The organism is Wenzhouxiangella sp. AB-CW3, assembly GCF_014725735.1.
Lineage (GTDB): Bacteria > Pseudomonadota > Gammaproteobacteria > Xanthomonadales > Wenzhouxiangellaceae > Wenzhouxiangella.
Map to the genome: position 1 here is coordinate 1,253,792 of NZ_CP061368.1, position 16,485 is coordinate 1,270,276.

Annotated in this window: 17 protein-coding genes; 14 read left to right on the plus strand and 3 right to left on the minus strand. The window is 63.4% G+C overall.

Annotated elements, in window-relative coordinates; genetic code table 11:
- Positions 1-21: 21 nt before the first annotated feature.
- The 8 genes from trpB (at position 22) to IC757_RS05430 (ending at position 8,665) form a co-directional block, all read left to right on the plus strand.
- Positions 22-1,206, plus strand: coding sequence for a tryptophan synthase subunit beta (gene trpB, locus IC757_RS05395; protein WP_411913477.1), 1,185 nt, complete (start codon positions 22-24; stop codon positions 1,204-1,206).
- Entirely contained in the window at positions 1,203-2,042 is an 840-nt protein-coding gene (gene trpA, locus IC757_RS05400) for a tryptophan synthase subunit alpha (protein ID WP_190976345.1), read from the plus strand. The genes trpB and trpA overlap by 4 nt, the downstream gene beginning before the upstream one ends.
- A gap of 2 nt (positions 2,043-2,044) precedes the next feature.
- The gene (gene accD / locus IC757_RS05405; protein ID WP_190976346.1) at positions 2,045-2,956 is read left to right on the plus strand and encodes an acetyl-CoA carboxylase, carboxyltransferase subunit beta; all 912 of its coding nucleotides are present in this window, start codon (positions 2,045-2,047) and stop codon (positions 2,954-2,956) included.
- An 18-nt stretch (positions 2,957-2,974) separates the two neighbouring features.
- Positions 2,975-4,240: a bifunctional folylpolyglutamate synthase/dihydrofolate synthase gene (locus IC757_RS05410; protein WP_190976347.1), complete on the plus strand. Its 1,266-nt coding sequence runs from the start codon at positions 2,975-2,977 to the stop codon at positions 4,238-4,240.
- A gap of 4 nt (positions 4,241-4,244) precedes the next feature.
- Complete coding sequence (locus IC757_RS05415) at positions 4,245-5,174, plus strand: SPOR domain-containing protein (RefSeq protein ID WP_190976348.1); 930 nt, start codon at positions 4,245-4,247, stop codon at positions 5,172-5,174.
- Complete coding sequence (locus IC757_RS05420) at positions 5,171-5,683, plus strand: CvpA family protein (protein WP_190976349.1); 513 nt, start codon at positions 5,171-5,173, stop codon at positions 5,681-5,683. The genes IC757_RS05415 and IC757_RS05420 overlap by 4 nt, the downstream gene beginning before the upstream one ends.
- A gap of 1 nt (position 5,684) precedes the next feature.
- Complete coding sequence (gene purF, locus IC757_RS05425; protein WP_190976350.1) at positions 5,685-7,166, plus strand: amidophosphoribosyltransferase; 1,482 nt, start codon at positions 5,685-5,687, stop codon at positions 7,164-7,166.
- Between the two features lie 80 nt (positions 7,167-7,246).
- Entirely contained in the window at positions 7,247-8,665 is a 1,419-nt protein-coding gene (locus IC757_RS05430) for a cryptochrome/photolyase family protein (RefSeq protein WP_190976351.1), read from the plus strand.
- Here IC757_RS05430 and IC757_RS16685 read toward each other — a convergent pair.
- Positions 8,655-9,623, minus strand: coding sequence for a M15 family metallopeptidase (locus tag IC757_RS16685; RefSeq protein WP_223846266.1), 969 nt, complete (start codon positions 9,621-9,623; stop codon positions 8,655-8,657). The genes IC757_RS05430 and IC757_RS16685 overlap by 11 nt on opposite strands.
- Positions 9,624-9,942: 319 nt before the next feature.
- On the opposite strand from IC757_RS16685, the gene IC757_RS05440 reads away from it, so the two are divergent.
- On the plus strand, positions 9,943-10,497 hold the full coding sequence (locus IC757_RS05440) for a hypothetical protein (protein WP_190976352.1): 555 nt from the start codon (positions 9,943-9,945) through the stop codon (positions 10,495-10,497).
- Here IC757_RS05440 and epmA read toward each other — a convergent pair.
- Complete coding sequence (gene epmA, locus IC757_RS05445; protein ID WP_190976353.1) at positions 10,479-11,426, minus strand: EF-P lysine aminoacylase EpmA; 948 nt, start codon at positions 11,424-11,426, stop codon at positions 10,479-10,481. The two genes, IC757_RS05440 and epmA, sit on opposite strands and share 19 nt — an antisense overlap.
- A 28-nt stretch (positions 11,427-11,454) precedes the next feature.
- Positions 11,455-12,936: a M48 family metalloprotease gene (locus IC757_RS05450; RefSeq protein WP_190976354.1), complete on the minus strand. Its 1,482-nt coding sequence runs from the start codon at positions 12,934-12,936 to the stop codon at positions 11,455-11,457.
- A 68-nt stretch (positions 12,937-13,004) separates the two neighbouring features.
- Here IC757_RS05450 and IC757_RS05455 point away from each other — a divergent pair, with 68 nt between their 5' ends.
- The 5 genes from IC757_RS05455 to IC757_RS05475 all read left to right on the plus strand — a co-directional run bounded on the left by IC757_RS05455 (position 13,005) and on the right by IC757_RS05475 (position 16,476).
- A complete protein-coding gene (locus IC757_RS05455) occupies positions 13,005-13,652 on the plus strand; it encodes a DsrE family protein (RefSeq protein ID WP_190976355.1) in 648 nt (215 codons plus the stop codon).
- 5 nt (positions 13,653-13,657) lie between these two features.
- The gene (locus IC757_RS05460; RefSeq protein ID WP_223846336.1) at positions 13,658-13,993 is read left to right on the plus strand and encodes a TusE/DsrC/DsvC family sulfur relay protein; all 336 of its coding nucleotides are present in this window, start codon (positions 13,658-13,660) and stop codon (positions 13,991-13,993) included.
- Positions 13,994-14,068: 75 nt separating this feature from the next.
- Complete coding sequence (locus IC757_RS05465; RefSeq protein WP_190976357.1) at positions 14,069-14,821, plus strand: hypothetical protein; 753 nt, start codon at positions 14,069-14,071, stop codon at positions 14,819-14,821.
- A gap of 241 nt (positions 14,822-15,062) precedes the next feature.
- On the plus strand, positions 15,063-15,302 hold the full coding sequence (grxC, locus tag IC757_RS05470) for a glutaredoxin 3 (protein ID WP_190976358.1): 240 nt from the start codon (positions 15,063-15,065) through the stop codon (positions 15,300-15,302).
- Positions 15,303-15,465: 163 nt separating this feature from the next.
- Entirely contained in the window at positions 15,466-16,476 is a 1,011-nt protein-coding gene (locus IC757_RS05475; RefSeq protein WP_190976359.1) for an isocitrate dehydrogenase, read from the plus strand.
- Positions 16,477-16,485: the final 9 nt, after the last annotated feature.

Genomic DNA, 16,485 nt, shown 5'->3' on the forward strand with positions numbered 1-16,485 from the left:
CAGACTGTACTTTCCGGACCCATGCCCGACGCCTCTGGGCATTTCGGAATTTTCGGCGGCAAATTCGTCTCCGAAACCCTGATGCCTGCGCTCGAAGAGCTGGAGGCGGCCTGGCGAAAGTACCTGTCGGATGCCGAATTCGTCGCCCGTCTTGACTCCGACCTGGCCCATTTTGTCGGTCGGCCCTCGCCACTGTATCTCGCCGAGAACCTGACGGATCGAGCCGGTGGTGCGCGTATCGTGCTCAAGCGCGAGGACCTCAACCATACCGGTGCGCACAAGATCAACAATACCGTTGGCCAGGCCCTGCTGGCCCACGCCATGGGCAAGCAGCGCGTGATCGCAGAGACCGGTGCCGGACAGCATGGTGTGGCTACGGCCACGGTGGCTGCGCGTCTGGGGCAGGAATGCGTGGTGTACATGGGCGCGGAGGATGTACGCCGTCAGGCGGTCAATGTCTATCGGATGAAGTTGCTCGGCGCCGAGGTCATCAGCGTGGATGCCGGCTCAAGGACGCTGAAAGACGCCCTCAACGAGGCAATGCGTGACTGGGTCACGAACGTGGACGATACCTTCTACGTGCTTGGCACCGTGGCCGGCCCGCACCCGTATCCGGCCATGGTGCGCGACTTCAATGCCGTGGTCGGGCGCGAGGCGCGTTCTCAGATGCTGGAAGAGTACGGGCGTCTGCCTTCGGCCCTGGTGGCCTGCGTGGGCGGTGGATCGAATGCCATGGGCATGTTCCACCCCTTCATCGAAGATGAGTCGGTGGCCATGTACGGCGTCGAGGCGGCCGGTCGTGGACTGGACGGCGATGCTCATGCCGCCAGCCTGTGTGCCGGACGCGTCGGCGTGCTGCACGGGTCGCGCACCTACCTGCTCGACGACGAAGCCGGGCAGATCCGCGATACCCATTCGGTCTCGGCCGGTCTGGACTACCCCGGTGTCGGACCCGAGCATGCCTGGCTCAAGGACAGTGGCAGAGCGCAGTATGTAGGCATCAGCGACGAGGAGGCCATGGCCGCATTTCATGAGCTGACGCGTCGGGAAGGCATCATGCCGGCGCTGGAAAGTGCCCATGCCGTGGCCCATGGCATGAAACTCGCCGCGACGTTGAGCGCCGATGACATTGTGCTGGTCAATCTTTCCGGACGCGGTGACAAGGACATCAATACCGTGGCCGAACTGGAGGGAATCGAGTTTTGAATCGCATTGATGCGCGTTTCCGCGAGTTGAAGGAAAGCGGCCGCACGGCCCTGATCCCTTACGTGACTGCCGGCTATCCGCAGCCGGGGGCCACCGTTCCCGTGCTGCATGCCGCCGTCGAGGCCGGTGCCGATCTGCTTGAAGTCGGCATGCCGTTTTCCGATGTCATGGCCGACGGGCCGGTGATCCAGGAGGCCTGTGCGCGGGCTCTGGAGCAGGGTACCCATCTCGACGAGGTGCTGGCGATGGTGGCGGAGTTCCGGCGCAACGATCCGCACACCCCCGTCATCCTGATGGGATACACCAACCCAATTGAACGCCGAGGCGTGGCGCGGTTCGTCGAGCAGGCGGCAGACGCCGGCGTCGATGGCCTGCTGATCGTCGACTGCCCGGCCGAGGAGGCCGCCGACATGCGGTCGGCGCTGGCGCAACGCTCGCTGCACCAGATCTTCCTGGTGGCACCGACGACCACCGAGTCGCGTCTGGAGCGTACCGCGACGCTGGCCGGCGGGTTTGTCTATTACGTTTCTATCAAGGGTGTGACCGGCGCTGCCACTCTGGATACCGATTCGCTGGCTCCGGCCGTGGCTCGGATTCGCTCGCGCATGGATCTTCCGGTGGCCGTGGGTTTTGGCATTCGCACCCCCGAGCAGGCCGCCGCCAGCGCCCGGGCAGCGGATGCCGTGGTCATCGGTTCGGCACTGGTCAGTCGCCTGGGCGAGTGCATCGATGTCGAGCAGGCCGTGGCCACGGCGCATGAATACCTTGCTCCGATTCGCGAGTCGATGGAAAATAACGCGCCTTCAAGAACCAACAAGACCAAGCGGACTGCCTGACAATGAGCTGGTTCCAGAAACTCATGCCCGCACGCATTCGCACCGAGGGCGGCAAGAGCCGAAAGGTGCCTGATGGACTGTGGACCAAGTGCAAGGCCTGCGATGCCGTGCTCTATCGTCCCGAACTGGAGCGCAACCTTAACGTATGCCCGAAGTGTGACCACCACATGGCGCTGACCGGGCGTGCGCGCCTGGAGGCTTTTCTTGACGAAGGTGAGCACATCGAGATCGGCGCCGGACTGTCGCCGGTTGACAGGCTCAGGTTTCGCGATACCAAGAAATACCGTGATCGCATCCATGCCAGTCAGAAGGCCACCGGCGAGCGCGACGCACTGGTTGCCCTGCGAGGGCAGTTGCTGGATATGGAGTTGGTGGCCTGTGCCTTCGACTTCCGTTTCATGGGTGGGTCGATGGGCTCGGTGGTCGGCGAACGCTTCGCCCGGGCGACCCGGGAATGCCTGGATCGGGGGCTGCCGCTGGTGTGTTTTTCGGCTTCGGGTGGTGCGCGCATGCAGGAAGGCCTGTTCTCGCTGATGCAGATGGCCAAGACCTCGGCGGGGCTGTCGCGCATGGCCGAGGAAGGGCTTCCCTACATCTCGGTTCTGACTCACCCCACCACCGGCGGTGTCTCGGCCAGTCTCGGCATGCTGGGAGATATCAATATCGGTGAGCCCAATGCCCTGATCGGTTTTGCCGGCCCGCGGGTGATCGAACAGACGGTGCGGGAGAAGCTGCCCGAAGGCTTCCAGCGCTCGGAGTTCCTGCTGGAGAAAGGCGCCATCGACCAGATCGTCGACCGGCGCGAACTGCGCAAGCGGATTCACAGCCTGCTGTCCATGCTGCTGGGGGGGCGCCGGCATCCAGCCCGAGAGGGTGAGCTGCTCGAAAACGACGCCCCTGACGAACCGTCGTAAACGGCGGGGTTCAGCAGTTTGTCCGACATCTCGCTGGCCACGTGGCTTGATCGGCTGGAGCAGCGAACCCCCGAGTCGCGGATTGATCTGGGGCTCGAGCGGGTTCGCGAGGTGGCCGATCGGCTCGATATCGCGCGGCCCGACTGTCCGGTGGTCACGGTGGCCGGGACCAATGGCAAGGGCTCGGTGGTCGCCATGCTGGAGGCCATGGCCGTTGCCGGTGGTCTCAAGCCGTTCGCTTATACCTCCCCGCATATCCTGCAGTTCGCCGAGCGCATGCGTTTTGACCGTGCGCTGGCTCCGGATGACAGGATTGCCGCGGCCATTGCAGCCGTTGAACGGGCACGGCGCCAGGTGGCGCTGACCTACTTCGAGCACATCACGCTTGCCGCCTTGTTGCTGGCCTCGCGCATGAAGCCCGACGTGCTGTTTCTCGAGGTCGGTCTTGGTGGTCGGCTGGATGCGGTCAACCTGGTTGACGCCGATGTGGCGGTGCTGACCTCCATCGGCCTGGATCATACCGAGTGGCTGGGGCGTACGCGTGCCGCCATTGCCCGCGAGAAGGCCGGAATCGCGCGCTCCGGACGCCCGGTAATCGTGGGTGAAAAGCGTCGACCGCCCGCGCTGGAGCAGAGTCTGTCCCGCGCCGGGGCCGACATGATGCTGGCCGGGCGGCAACTGAAGTGGCGCCGAGTAAAGTCCGGTCTCCGGGTCGAGCTGGGTCAGCGCGTGCTGGACCTGCCGCGGCCGGCACTGCCCGGTCGCTGGCAGGAAGCCAATGCTGCTTGTGCCGTGGCGGCCATGGTCGCCCTGGAGCATCGCCTCGACCTGAATGAGGAGGCCCTGTCCGCCGGACTTCGAACGGTCAGCCTGCCGGGGCGTATGCAGCGCTTCGGTTCGGCCCCGGAGATTATCGTTGACGTGGCGCACAATGCCGCCGCTGCCCGCACCCTGGCCAGCGCACTCGAATCGGACCAGGGCCGCTGCCTGGCAGTATTCGCAGCCCTTTCCGGCAAGGACGTCAAGGCAATCGGTCGCGTAATGAACGACGCTGTCGATCATTGGCTGATTGCCGGTTTGACGGGGGATCGCGGGCAATCGGCCGAACAGATCGATGCCGGACTGGCCGCGATTCCTGTTTCCGGAGGCCGGGAAACGGTAGAATCCGTACCGCGGGCGCTGGAACGGGCGCTGGCTCGCGCCCGCCGGCAAGACCGAATCGTGGTTTTCGGCTCCTTCCGGACCGTAGCCGAAGCCTGGCCCACCCTCATGCAGCAAGGCTAGCGAAATGGACAAGGTACTCAAGCAGCGGTTGATTGGCGCCTCCATCCTGATCGCCCTGGCCGTGATCTTTCTGCCCATGCTGTTTGACGGGGGTGAAGAAGAGCGTGTCCCCCGCAAGCTGGATTTCGATTTGCCTGAGCGCCCGGCCGATCCCGATGACACGGTCCGGCTGGCACTGGATCCCGACCAGGTCCGCTCGGTGCCGGAGCAGACCGAGGCCGAACCACCTGAACCCGAGCCCCAGGTTCCACCGCAACCGGCTGAAAGGCCGGAGCCCGAACCGGAGGAAATGCCCGCCGAAGAAGAGCTGGTCGAAGAAGCGCCGCCAACCGAACCGGTTCCCGACCCCCTGCCCGAGCCTGAGCCTGAGCCGGAACCGGAACCTGAGCCGGAACCCGAACCTGCACCCGAGCCGGTCGTCGAGGATGTCGCCGATGGTGACTGGCAGGTTCAGGTGGCCGTATTCAGTCAGCGTGATTCGGCCGAGCGTATCAGCGAGCGGCTTGACGGCCTCGGTCATGCTGTTCATCTCGATAGCCTGACTCGCGATGACGCCACATTGTGGCGCTTGCGAACCGGTCCCTACGCATCTCGAGAGGATGCCGAGACTGCGCGTGGCCAGATTGCGGCCACGGTGGCCGGCGTGGAACCCGCCATCGTATCGCGGGAGCGTGGCGTGGCTCCCGCCGATGAGGTGCCGGCCGGCTACGCGGTACAGGTAGGCTCGTTTGCCAGCCTCAACAACGCCGACCGTCTCATGGCACGCCTGTCGGAGCTTGGTTTCGAAGCCTTTAAGCATGAGGAGGTCTCCGGTGGACGAACCATCTACCGCGTTCGTGTCGGAAGCTACTCAGAGCGCGATGACGCCGACCAGTTGCGCGCAAGGCTGCAGGATGAAGCCGGGCTCGAGGGGATTGTGGTCAGCCATCCATGAGCGTGGCCGATTATGCGATTCTGGGCATCTGCCTGGTATCGATCGTGGTCAGTCTCTTTCGTGGCTTTATCCGCGAGGTATTTTCCTTGCTGGTCTGGATTGCCGCCGGTTACGTGGCCTTGCAGGCTGCCGGGCCAATATCGGTGCGGCTCGAAGACACGATAGACGTGCCTTCGGTGCGGGTGATCGTGGCTTTCGTGGCCGTGTTTGTCGTGGTGCTGGTTATCGGTGGTCTGATCAACTATCTGCTTGGCAGGCTGGTTGACGGAACCGGCCTGAGCGGCACCGATCGCCTGCTCGGTGCCTTGTTTGGTGCCCTGCGGGGCATTGCTATCGTGACGATTGGGGTGATTCTGGCGACATTCACCCCGTTTGTCGAAGATCCATGGTGGCGGGAGTCAACCCTGCTGCCCGAGTTTGAACGGCTGGGTATCTGGATGGTCGGATTCTTTCCCGAGTCGATCCAGGCCTACCTGCCCGTGGAGTCCGTGACGGAGACTGAAGCCTGATATGTGTGGAATCGTAGGTATCGCAGGGCGCGCGCCGGTTGCCGCCCGTCTGTATGACGCCATGACCATCCTGCAGCATCGCGGTCAGGATGCCGCCGGCATGACCACGCTCGATGGTGGCCGGATGCGTTCAGCCCGGGGGCTGGGACTGGTGCGCGATGTGTTCTCCGAGTCGTCGGTGGCCGGATTGACTGGCGAGTACGGGATCGGTCACGTGCGCTACCCGACGGCCGGGCTGGACCAGCCAGACGAGGCGCAGCCGATGTATGTCAACTCACCCTGCGGCATCTCGCTGGGGCACAACGGCAACCTGATCAACAGTGAAGTGCTCAGCCGCGAGCTGTTCGAAGAAGACCGGCGGCATATCAATACCGAGTCCGACTCCGAGGTGCTGCTCAACTGCCTGGCCCACGAACTGAGCCAGCACACCAGCAACGGGATTCATCCGGTCGATGTATTCAATGCCGTCGATGGCGTGTTTCGCCGTTGCCGTGGCGGCTATGCCACCGTGGCCGTCATTGCCGGCGTGGGTTTGCTTGGGTTTCGTGATCCGCACGGCATTCGACCCATTGTGCTGGGACGGCGGGAGTCACCCGACGGTCCGGAGTACATTCTGGCCTCCGAATCGGTCGTGCTGGATATTCTCGACTTCGAGCTGGTGGGTGATCTGGCCCCCGGAGAGAGCGTGCTGATCACCGTGGATGGCGAGTTGCACCGGCATGTCAGTGACCGCGCCGAGGGCTACAGCCCCTGCATGTTCGAGTTTGTCTATTTTGCCCGCCCGGATTCCATGATCGACGACCTGTCGGTCTACAAGGCGCGTTTGCGCATGGGTGAAGCCCTGGCCGAGAGAATCCTGAACGAATGGCCGGATCACGACATCGATGCTGTCATCCCGGTGCCGGATACCTCGCGCACGGCCTGTCTGCCGCTGGCACACATGCTGGGCGCCAAGTATCGCGAGGGCCTGATGAAGAATCGCTATATCGGCCGGACGTTCATCATGCCGGGCCAGGAAGAGCGGGCCCGCTCGGTGCGGCGCAAGCTCAATACCATTTCGCTGGAGTTTCGCAACAAGAACGTGTTGCTGGTCGATGATTCCATCGTGCGTGGCACGACATCCAAACAGATCGTTCAAATGGCTCGTGAAGCCGGCGCCAAGAAGGTCTACCTGGCCTCGGCCTCGCCGCCGGTACGCTACCCCAATGTCTATGGCATTGACATGCCGGCGGCCAGTGAACTGATTGCCTCGGGACGCAGCGAGGAGCAGATACGAGAGCATATCGGAGCCGATCGCCTGATTTACCAGGAACTGGGTGATCTGGAAAGAGCCGTGCGCGGCAAGAATGAGCGGCTGACCGGTTTCGACAGCTCCTGTTTCAGTGGCCAGTACGTCACTGGGCTTGAGGATGGTTACCTCGAAGCCCTGGAGGCTCGTCGCGCCGATGCCGTGCGCAAGGAGCGTCGCCAGAACAGCTCCTGAGGCCGCTTGCCACCGTGATGACACGCTATCGCTGTCTACGCAGTTAGACTCTTGCTTCTGACTCGATACGGAGTGGCTACATGCCATCCACCGCCATCGTCTGGCTGCGACGGGATCTGCGTCTGGCCGACAACCCCGCTCTTGATCAGGCGCGCCGGTCCCACGACCGTGTCGTGCCGGTATTCATCTGGGACCCGGATGCCGAGGGTCACTGGTCGCCGGGGGCAGCCAGCCGCTGGTGGCTGCATCACTCGCTGGCAGCACTGGACGAGCGTCTGCGGCAGCGCGGCAGTCGGCTGATTCTGGCCCATGGGGATTCGCTCGAGGCCCTGCGTCGGATCAGCAGGGCCTGTCACGCCGACGCGGTCTACTGGAACCGTTGCTACGAGCCTGCGCTGGTCGAACGTGACCGGCGGATCAAGATCGCACTTCGGGACCGGGACGGCCTTGAGGTGGAGAGCGCCAACGGTTCGGTGTTGTTCGAGCCCTGGCAATTGCGAAAGTCCGATGGCGGCGTCTATCGCGTCTTCACGCCGTTTTGGAAACAAATGCAGAGGCACTGGATCGTGCCAGCTGTCCGCCCCGAGCCGCGTCGTCTCGCACCACCGGCTCGCTGGCCGGTCAGTCTGGCACTGGATGAATTGAAACTCCTGCCCCGACTGGATTGGGCCGGCGGCTTCAGTGAGCGCTGGGAACCCGGCGAGACAGGGGCCGGGCGTCGCCTGCGAGGTTTTGTCGAACAGACAGTGATCGATTATGCCCAAGGTCGTGATCGACCGGGTATCGCAGGTACATCCGGGCTGTCACCCCATCTGCACTTCGGAGAGGTCTCGCCGTGGCAGGTTGCCCGGGCACTGGACGATGCCGGTGAACTGCCTACGGGGCAGGGGGCGCTGACTTTCATGAGTGAGATCGCCTGGCGGGAGTTCTCGATTCAGATGCTCTTTCACTGTCAGGAGCTGCCGGACAAGCCACTCAATTCATCGTTTGATCGATTCCCCTGGCGCGGCCAGAAAGACTATGCGGACGACCTGCGTGCCTGGCAGCGTGGGGAAACCGGCATTCCGCTGGTGGACGCGGGCATGCGCGAGCTGTGGACGACCGGCTGGATGCACAACCGTGTCCGCATGGTCGTGGCGTCGTTTCTGACCAAGAACCTGCTCATTCCCTGGCAGGAGGGCGCGCGCTGGTTCTGGGACACGCTGGTCGATGCCGACCTGGCCAACAACACCCAGGGTTGGCAGTGGACGGCGGGCTGCGGCGCCGATGCGGCACCGTACTTCCGCGTGTTCAATCCGGTGCTGCAGGGCGAAAAGTTCGATCCCGACAGCACATACGTGCGAGCCTGGTGCCCGGAGCTGGCCAGCATCAAGGGCAAGCGCATCCACCAGCCGCTGGATCGGGAGGCTTCAGCTCGTCTTGGCTATCCTGCGCCCATCGTGAACCTGAAACGCTCCCGCCAACGCGCCCTGGATGCCTGGCAGCAGATCAGGGCTTGAAGTAGTACCAGTGCCAGGGCTCCCAGGCGAGTTGGTGACGGTTCTTGCGAGGATAGGACTCGCGAAATCCGAAGAAGCGGGCATTGGCCTGGAGCCACTGGTAGGCCCGGGTTTCGGCAAAGTCTTCCTCCAGCGGCTTGCAGTCAATGGTGCTCAGGTCGATGGCCCGTCCGCTGTGGTGTTCGCTGTAGCCCGGGGCGGCGGAGACGCGCAGGATATGCTTGAGCGTCCGGCCTTCATTGAGTTTCTTGCGCAGGATATTCATCTGGTAGCCGATGCTGCGGTAGGCTGAAACCAGTTGCAACTCGACGCCGGCGTTGGTGGCGGCGACCTTCATGCTTGACCAGGCATCGGCGGCGGCCGGGATCAGTCGTTGTTCGCGCTTGAAGATGTCCAGTCCGGCCGGCACCAGTTCGGGGGCCTCACGCACCATCGGCATTCGATGGGCCCGGCCGTAGTTTTCCGGCAGACCGATCTCGTCGCCCAGATTGAGAATACGAGTCAACTCCTCGTCGGCATCGGCCACTAGATTCTTGCTGATCTCCAGCGTTTTGCTCTGCGCATCGGCGCCAGGTTCGATCTCGTAGCCGAGAGATTTCATGAAACCCGAAACCCGCCGGCGAGCCACGCCGTAAAGCCGGCGTATGCCGAAAATCAGGGCCACCTTTTCGATGTTGGCGAATAACTCTCTGGGGGTCTCGGGCGAGGCATTGTCCGGGTCGAGATAGCAGGCCAGGATGCGCGCGTGGTCAATATCCAGGGCGATCATTCCGGCCAGGCGGGAACCGCGCGTGGCCACCAGCAGCGCCTGGTCCGGAACGAGACTGGCCAGGCGCGACTCGATACTGCCGCCAAGGCGCGTGCCGGACATCATGTCGGGCAGGCGTGTTTCGACCAGTTTGGCCAGTGTCGGAATTTCAGATGTGCGGGCAGCCCGCACCGTTATAGCGTCCTGCATGAATGCTCCGGCAAAGTTATTCCATGCCCGCAGTGTTCCCCGAACCTGAGAAGCCCCGATCCAACCGCGCATGGCACTTCACGCGATGGTTGATCAGAGATTCCCGGCCCCCCCTGCCGGAGCCGGGCGAATCAATTATACGGTGCTATCGTGCTATATTTTTGCGCATGATGCCAGCCTTGAAACGGCTATTGCTGATTTTTGCATTTGCAGGGGGTCGAACAATCATGTGTTCAGGTATGGGCACGCCGCGGGGCAGCCCCGCATTCGCTGTTGTCCGCGCTGCCATTTCCGGTGGCGGAGCGATTCGGCACCGGATATGTCTGCAATAGTCCCTTTGCTCCGTGCCTGCTTGTTGGGGGTCGCGCTGCTGGTGCTGGCGCTGGTTGCCCTGGCCCTGCCGGCCCGGCATGCGTTGATCCCGCTTTGGCCCGTTGCCATTACGGAACTGGTGGTTGCAGACGATGCGGGTCACAGCCAGCGCAAGTTCATTCGGACAGGTGATGGCCGTAAGGCAGTGGACGGGCGTCTGATTGCCCGCAGCAGACCGGCCGGTATTGCCTGCATGGAGTCCGTGCAGGGTGAGTCGGTTTGCGGGTACCTGGTCGGGATGCGATCGGGCCTGGGTGAGCCACTCATGCCCTTGCTGCCGCAGGAACTGCAAGCGGCCGTTGCGGATGTCGAGGCCCTTGATCCCGAGCAGGTGGTGGTCATGGTCGGGCCTGACGAGCAGCCGGTCGAGTGGCCCGTCGCCGAGCTGCGCCGGTTACTGCACCCCAATCGGCTCAGTCTGGCCCAGCGTGCCATGCTGACCTGGGCGGAGCTGAGCCGGCGTATTGACGACTACCTGGACGATCACGGGCTGCCGGGGTGAGGTGAGGGGAAGGACATCACCTCCGTGATGTGCTGGGCATTGGTGGCGAGCATGACCAGTCGGTCGACTCCCAGTGCCACGCCTGAGCAATCCGGCATCCCGGCTTCCAGTGCCGCGATCAGGTCCTCGTCGATGGGCATGACCGTCCGCTTCAGCTCCCGGCGTATCCGGTTGTCGCGCTCAAAGCGGTTGCGCTGTTGTTCCGGGTCGAGCAACTCGCGATAGCCGTTGGCCAGTTCCACCGGTCCCACGAACACCTCGAAGCGCTCGGCAACCGCCGGATCGGCGGGCTTGAGCCTGGCCAGCGCGGCTTGCGAGGCGGGATAATCGTGCACGATGGTGATGCGGTCTGCGGGGAATTCCGGCTGGATCCGGGTGGCAAACAGGTAGTCGAGCAGCATGTCCCGGGTCAGGCCCGGCGGTGTCTCGCCCGCGATATTCTCCAGCTGCTCCCGCTCGGCCGTGAGCGCATCCACGCCCAATTGATCGAGAAAGCAGTCCCGCCAGCTGCGCCAGAATGCCGGCGGCCCGGCTTCCGGCCTGTCCAGGCAATGCTCGATCAGCGCGACCACTTCCGCGGCCAGCTCCTGCCAGTCCCAGCCCACCCGGTACCACTCCAGCAAGGTGAACTCGGGCTGGTGCAGGCGTCCCCTTTCACCGTCTCGAAACACTGGCCCCAGCTCGTAGAGATCCCCGAAGCCGGCGGCCAGCAGGCGCTTGTGCCAGTACTCCGGCGAGGTTCTCAGGTAGCCGTCAGAGCGGTCAAGTGCCGTGCTTTCAATGTGAGGGTCGGTGACGCCGCCAGCGGTGACCAGGGGAGTGCTGACCTCGGTCAGCCCGCGCCGGTCGAGAAACGAGCGCATGCGGGCCACCAGCCTTGCGCGCTTGCATAGGGCCTCGGTCGAGGCGCTGGGTCGCCATGAATGCATGAGTTTCGTCAGGTTGAATGCGAGGAGGTCAGCGCCTTCGTCCGGCATTGCCGAGTCGCACCTGCTCTGCTCGCAGTTCGTCGATTCGTGCAGTGATCCGGGCGCGCTGGTAGTAATCGAGATCATCGCGCTGGATCAGGCGCTCCAGTTGTTCGATGGCCTCGTAGACACCGCCACGCATGTAATAGCTCTCGGCCAGGGCTTCGGTTGCGCGCACCGGTTCGCCTGCTCGATCGGCCGCCCGTGCAAGCAGTTCGGTCATGGGCAGGTCATCGGGATGACGTCTGAGGTGGCGCCGCAGCACGTCGGCTGCCCGTGCAGCTCGCTCCGGTTCGCGTTCGTGCATCAATGCCTCGGCGTACTGGGTGGTGACCATGCGGCTGCCCGGGTAGCGATTGTACAGCGACTCAAGCAGCTTCAGGCTGTCATCGATCTGGTCGCTGGCCAGCAACCAGTCGGCTTCCAGCAGGCGATAGATCTGGCGATCAGGATCTTTCGAGTGCAGGTACTCGATCTGTTCGGCGGCCTCGTCCAGGCGACGTTCGCGCACATAGGTCAGCGCAAGACCGTAACGCATGGCCTGTTCCGGGCGCGTACCGTCCTGCAGTCTGGCCTTGAAGAACTGTTCGGCCTGCTCGGGTCGTTGCGAAATCAGTGCCCGCAACCGTGCCTGCACAAAGTGGAATGCTTCGCCATCGCGTGGCTCGCGCAGTTCCCGCTCCTTGAGCGACACGGCGCGGTCGCGGGCCTCCGCGATGCGGTTGACGGTCAGCGGGTGGGTCCGCAGGTACTCTGGCGGGCCCTGACCCATGGCACGCGAGACGGAGTTCAGGCGTTCGAAGAAGCGGGTCATGCCATGCGGGTCGTATCCGGACCGTGCCAGCAGTCCGATACCGATGCGGTCGGCTTCGGCTTCGGCCTGGCGGGTATGGTTGATCTGGAACTGCTGCGCCAGTCCCATGCCGCTCATCAGAATGGCCTGCCCGGCATCGGCCCCGGCCCCGGCGGCGCCGGCGGCCAGCGCCAGGCCCAGCGTTGCCAGCATGGTCGGCAGGGACACCTGTTGTGCCTGCTCCATGCCGCGGGCCAGGTGATCCTGGGTGATGTGGGCGATTTCGTGGGCCACCACGCCGGCGACTTCACTTTCATCGTGAGCGGTCAGGATCAGCCCGGTGTGCAGGCCGATCACCCCGGCCGGCGCGGCGAAGGCGTTGATGGTCGGGTCGTTGATGACAAAGAAATGAAAGTGGGCCGAGGGGCGGCTGGACTGAGCGACCAGGCGAAAACCCATGTCCTCGAAAAAGCCGCGAATCATGGGGTCCTCGATCAGTACCCGGCTGGCCCTGAGAAACCGTTCCATGTCTTTCGGAAAGGTCCGCTCAGCATCGGGGGGGAGGACACGCGTGGACGTGCCGCCCATGTCAGGGAGCTGCACCGATTGCGCCGCGACCAGGCCGGCAAGCGATACAATGCCGACCATCAGCGTCAGTTTGGAGAACAGTTTCTTCATTGCGCTCTTAAGACCAGAAAACCGGGACGTTGTTTCACCCACGCCGAAATGCCGCGTCGAACAGTCTGATGCAAGCCATGCCACAGGACAATACCATTGTGCTGACCCGGTCAGCGCCCGACACGTCGGCAGGCCGGGCCGGAGTGGAGCGCGTGGTCGATCTGCTGGAGCGTGTGACGGGTGAAATCGTGGTTTTTTTTCACGGCGACGGGGTGATGCAGGCCAGTGCACCGTATTCCGATCGCTGGCGCCGGATTCAGGCGCCACGGTTGTCCCTGGAAGTCTGTTCCGCGGCATGGCAGCGCCGAACCGACGATACGCTTGATGAGCCTTTCGAGCGCTCCAGCCTGGTTTGGTTCTGGCATCGGCTGGCGCGTGGCTTTCGCTTCGACGATGAACAGGGAGCGGGTGTGGGTGCCGGGCCATGGGTGGTGATTGTCGCCTCGGCGCCGACGGATCCCGACAGCCAGGAAGTGCTGGAGCTGGTGCTTGCCGGGGCCAGCCTTGAGCTGCCGATTGCCGTGTTGTTTTCGGGCGCCGGCTGCGAACATCTGGTCGGCGAGAAAGTCCGGGCCTGGCGGCAACTGGTTGATTTCAGCCTGGCAGATGTCTTTTATTGCGGTGCCACGCGGGTGCCCGATATCGAGGCGGTCGCCCTGGAGCCAGCGAGGGTTCACGCTTTGCTCGAAGGCAGCCGCGGAGCAATTCGCCTGTGAGCGATATGCCCGGACGGTTGCTTGACGGAGACGGGGCCCCCGTGGTGCTGGATGACGAGGGGTTCCTGGTCAGGCCGGAGCAGTGGTCGATCAAGGTGGCCGAGGCGCTGGCGGCGAGTGACGGTGTCGTGCTGGGCAAACAGCACTGGTGGCTGATCCGCATGGTGCGTGACCACCATCAGCGTTATGGCAATCCGCCACTGATGCGGGTCGTTGTTGCCGCGTGGCGCGAGCAGTTCGGCTCCGGTTCCAGTCGCGAACTGTATCGCCTGTTCCCCGACGGCCCGGTCAGGCTGGCATGCAAGTACGGTGGCCTGGCCAAACCGGACTGGTGCATCTGACACTGCAGCCGGTCGCTTGACCCGGCAGGGGGTTCGGGCTAGCTTCAGCGGTTGACCGAACTGTGGAGATGCGTGATGCAGCAGTCACTGGGTACCCTGGGCAGTGTCGCCCTGGTTTCTTTCGTCGCCGCCATGCTGGGAACGGCAGCCGGTTCAGTCGTGCTGGGCGATGGCACCAAGCCGATTCTGCGTATCTGGGGCATGGAGGATGGCACCGGAGATGCACCGTTGCTGGTCGCCACAACGGCCACCGAGGACAGTTTCGACAATTCCGCTTTCTACACCGTGGTGCCGGAAGGTGAGCAGGTCGATACCGGAGGGCTTGGCGCGATGGCCCGACTGGAGGGCAGGGGTCGGGCTGTGGGGGCCACGCTGTACGGAGAAAACGATGGCGAGGGCGGCATCGTCTGGGGGTCGAACAGTATTGCAGTGAGCTACAACGGCCGTCCTGCGGTGGGTATGGAGGTCAACGGATTCAACTACTCGGATCGGCCGGCCACGGTGCGCGGCATCGATATTGTCAACGGCGGCAGTGCTCCCACCGAGTTCGGTCTGGGCGTGATGACCAGCAATGATCATCCGGACGGCAAGCCGCGTTATGGCATTGTCCTGGCCGGTCCGGAGTTTGGTCATGCCCGGCATTCACCGGCATCACGTGCCGGCCTGGTGATCGATCAGATCGATTCGGGGCAGGCTGTTCGCATTGCCGCCGGCGATTACATCGCTCTGGATGGCGCCGATGCGCAGGTGCGACTTCGCTACAATCCCGAGGCCGGACAGATCGAGTTCCACAATGGCGATGACCTGGTCTATAGCATTCCCTTGTAGGGGTGAATCCGGCCCGGTTCATGCGGCGCGACCGCGTGCCGGATTAATGCGGATACCTGATTATTCAGATGGTTCAACCATCTTCCGGGCGGGAAATTTGGGAACCGCAGATGAACGCTGAGAATCTGCGTTGATCTGCGGTTTCAAAAAACAAGTCAGTACAATGGCCGAGAAATATGCGTAATCAGGTTCTTGTTATTCCGACACTGGAGATACTTTTTTGAATCACAAACCGGTCTTGATGTATGCCACTAGCACCTGCCCGTTCTGCGAACGGGCCCGCAGACTCCTGCGTGAGCAGGGTGTGAGCTGGACCGAGGTGGCTGTTGATGCAGCCCCTGAAAAGCGCGAGGAGATGAAGGCGCGCAGCGGTCAGACCAGCGTGCCGCAGATCTTTATCGGACAAGCGCATGTCGGCGGCTTCGACGACCTGGATGCCCTGGACCAGGAAGAGGCGCTCGAGCGCCTGTTGCGTGTCTGAGTCCGGTCCGTCTGAAACCGGCCGTCGACCCTCCCGACAGTCTCTGTTGGCGGTATAATATTTGGTTATATGCGGGCTGCAACGGCCCGCGTTTTTTGCAAAGGCCGGGCAGTCTTCTGTCCGGGCGCGATGGTTCCACACCGACAACCAGGGATATTCAGGCGTGACGCAGCAAATCACCGTCATTCGGGGCGACGGGATCGGCCCCGAGATCATGGAAGCCACGCTACGCGTGCTCGATCAGCTGGATGCAGGACTGGAATACGACTTTCAGCCAGCAGGGCTGGGTGCGCTGGAAGATATCGGCGAACTGCTCCCGGCCGCGACTCTGGCTTCGATCGAGCGAACCCGTGTGGCATTGAAAGCCCCGCTGACTACACCGATCGGTGGCGGTTTCAAGTCGCTCAACGTGGCACTGCGCAAGCATTTCGATCTCTACGCCAACGTTCGTCCGGCGATCAGTTTCAAGGGCAGCGCTTCACGCTACGAGGGTATCGATCTCATCACGGTGCGGGAGAATACCGAAGGCGCTTACCTGGCCGAGGGCGCCATGACGGCCGAGGACGGCAGTCGCGCGGAATCGAAGATGGTGGTCACTCGTGCCGGGTGCGAGCGGGTCATCCGGTTTGCTTTCGACCTGGCGCGCCGGGCCGGCCGCAAGAAGGTCACTGCGGTGCACAAGGCCAATATTCTCAAGGATGTTTCGGGCATGTTCCTCAACGTGGCCCGCGAGGTGGCGGCCGACTACCCTGACATCGAGTTCGGCGACATCATCGTCGACAATGCCTGCATGCAACTGGTGATGCGGCCCGAGCAGTTCGACGTGCTGGTCACGACCAACCTGTTCGGCGACATCATCTCGGACCTCTGTGCCGGGCTGGTGGGCGGCCTGGGGCTGGCCCCGGGCGCCAATATCGGCGAGCGTGCGGCCATGTTCGAGGCTGTTCATGGTTCGGCGCCGGACATTGCCGGGAAAGGTATCGCCAACCCCTGTGCGTTGCTGCTGGGCGCCGCCCAGATGCTCGAGCATCTGGACCAGCATGACAAGGCGGCACGCCTGCGCCGGGCTATTGCCGAGGTGATCGAGGCCGGCGACCGCACAACACCGGACCTGGGCGGAGGCGGCACGACTGAAACCTTTACCGACGCGATCTGCGAACGCCTGGGGTCATGACCCGGTTTC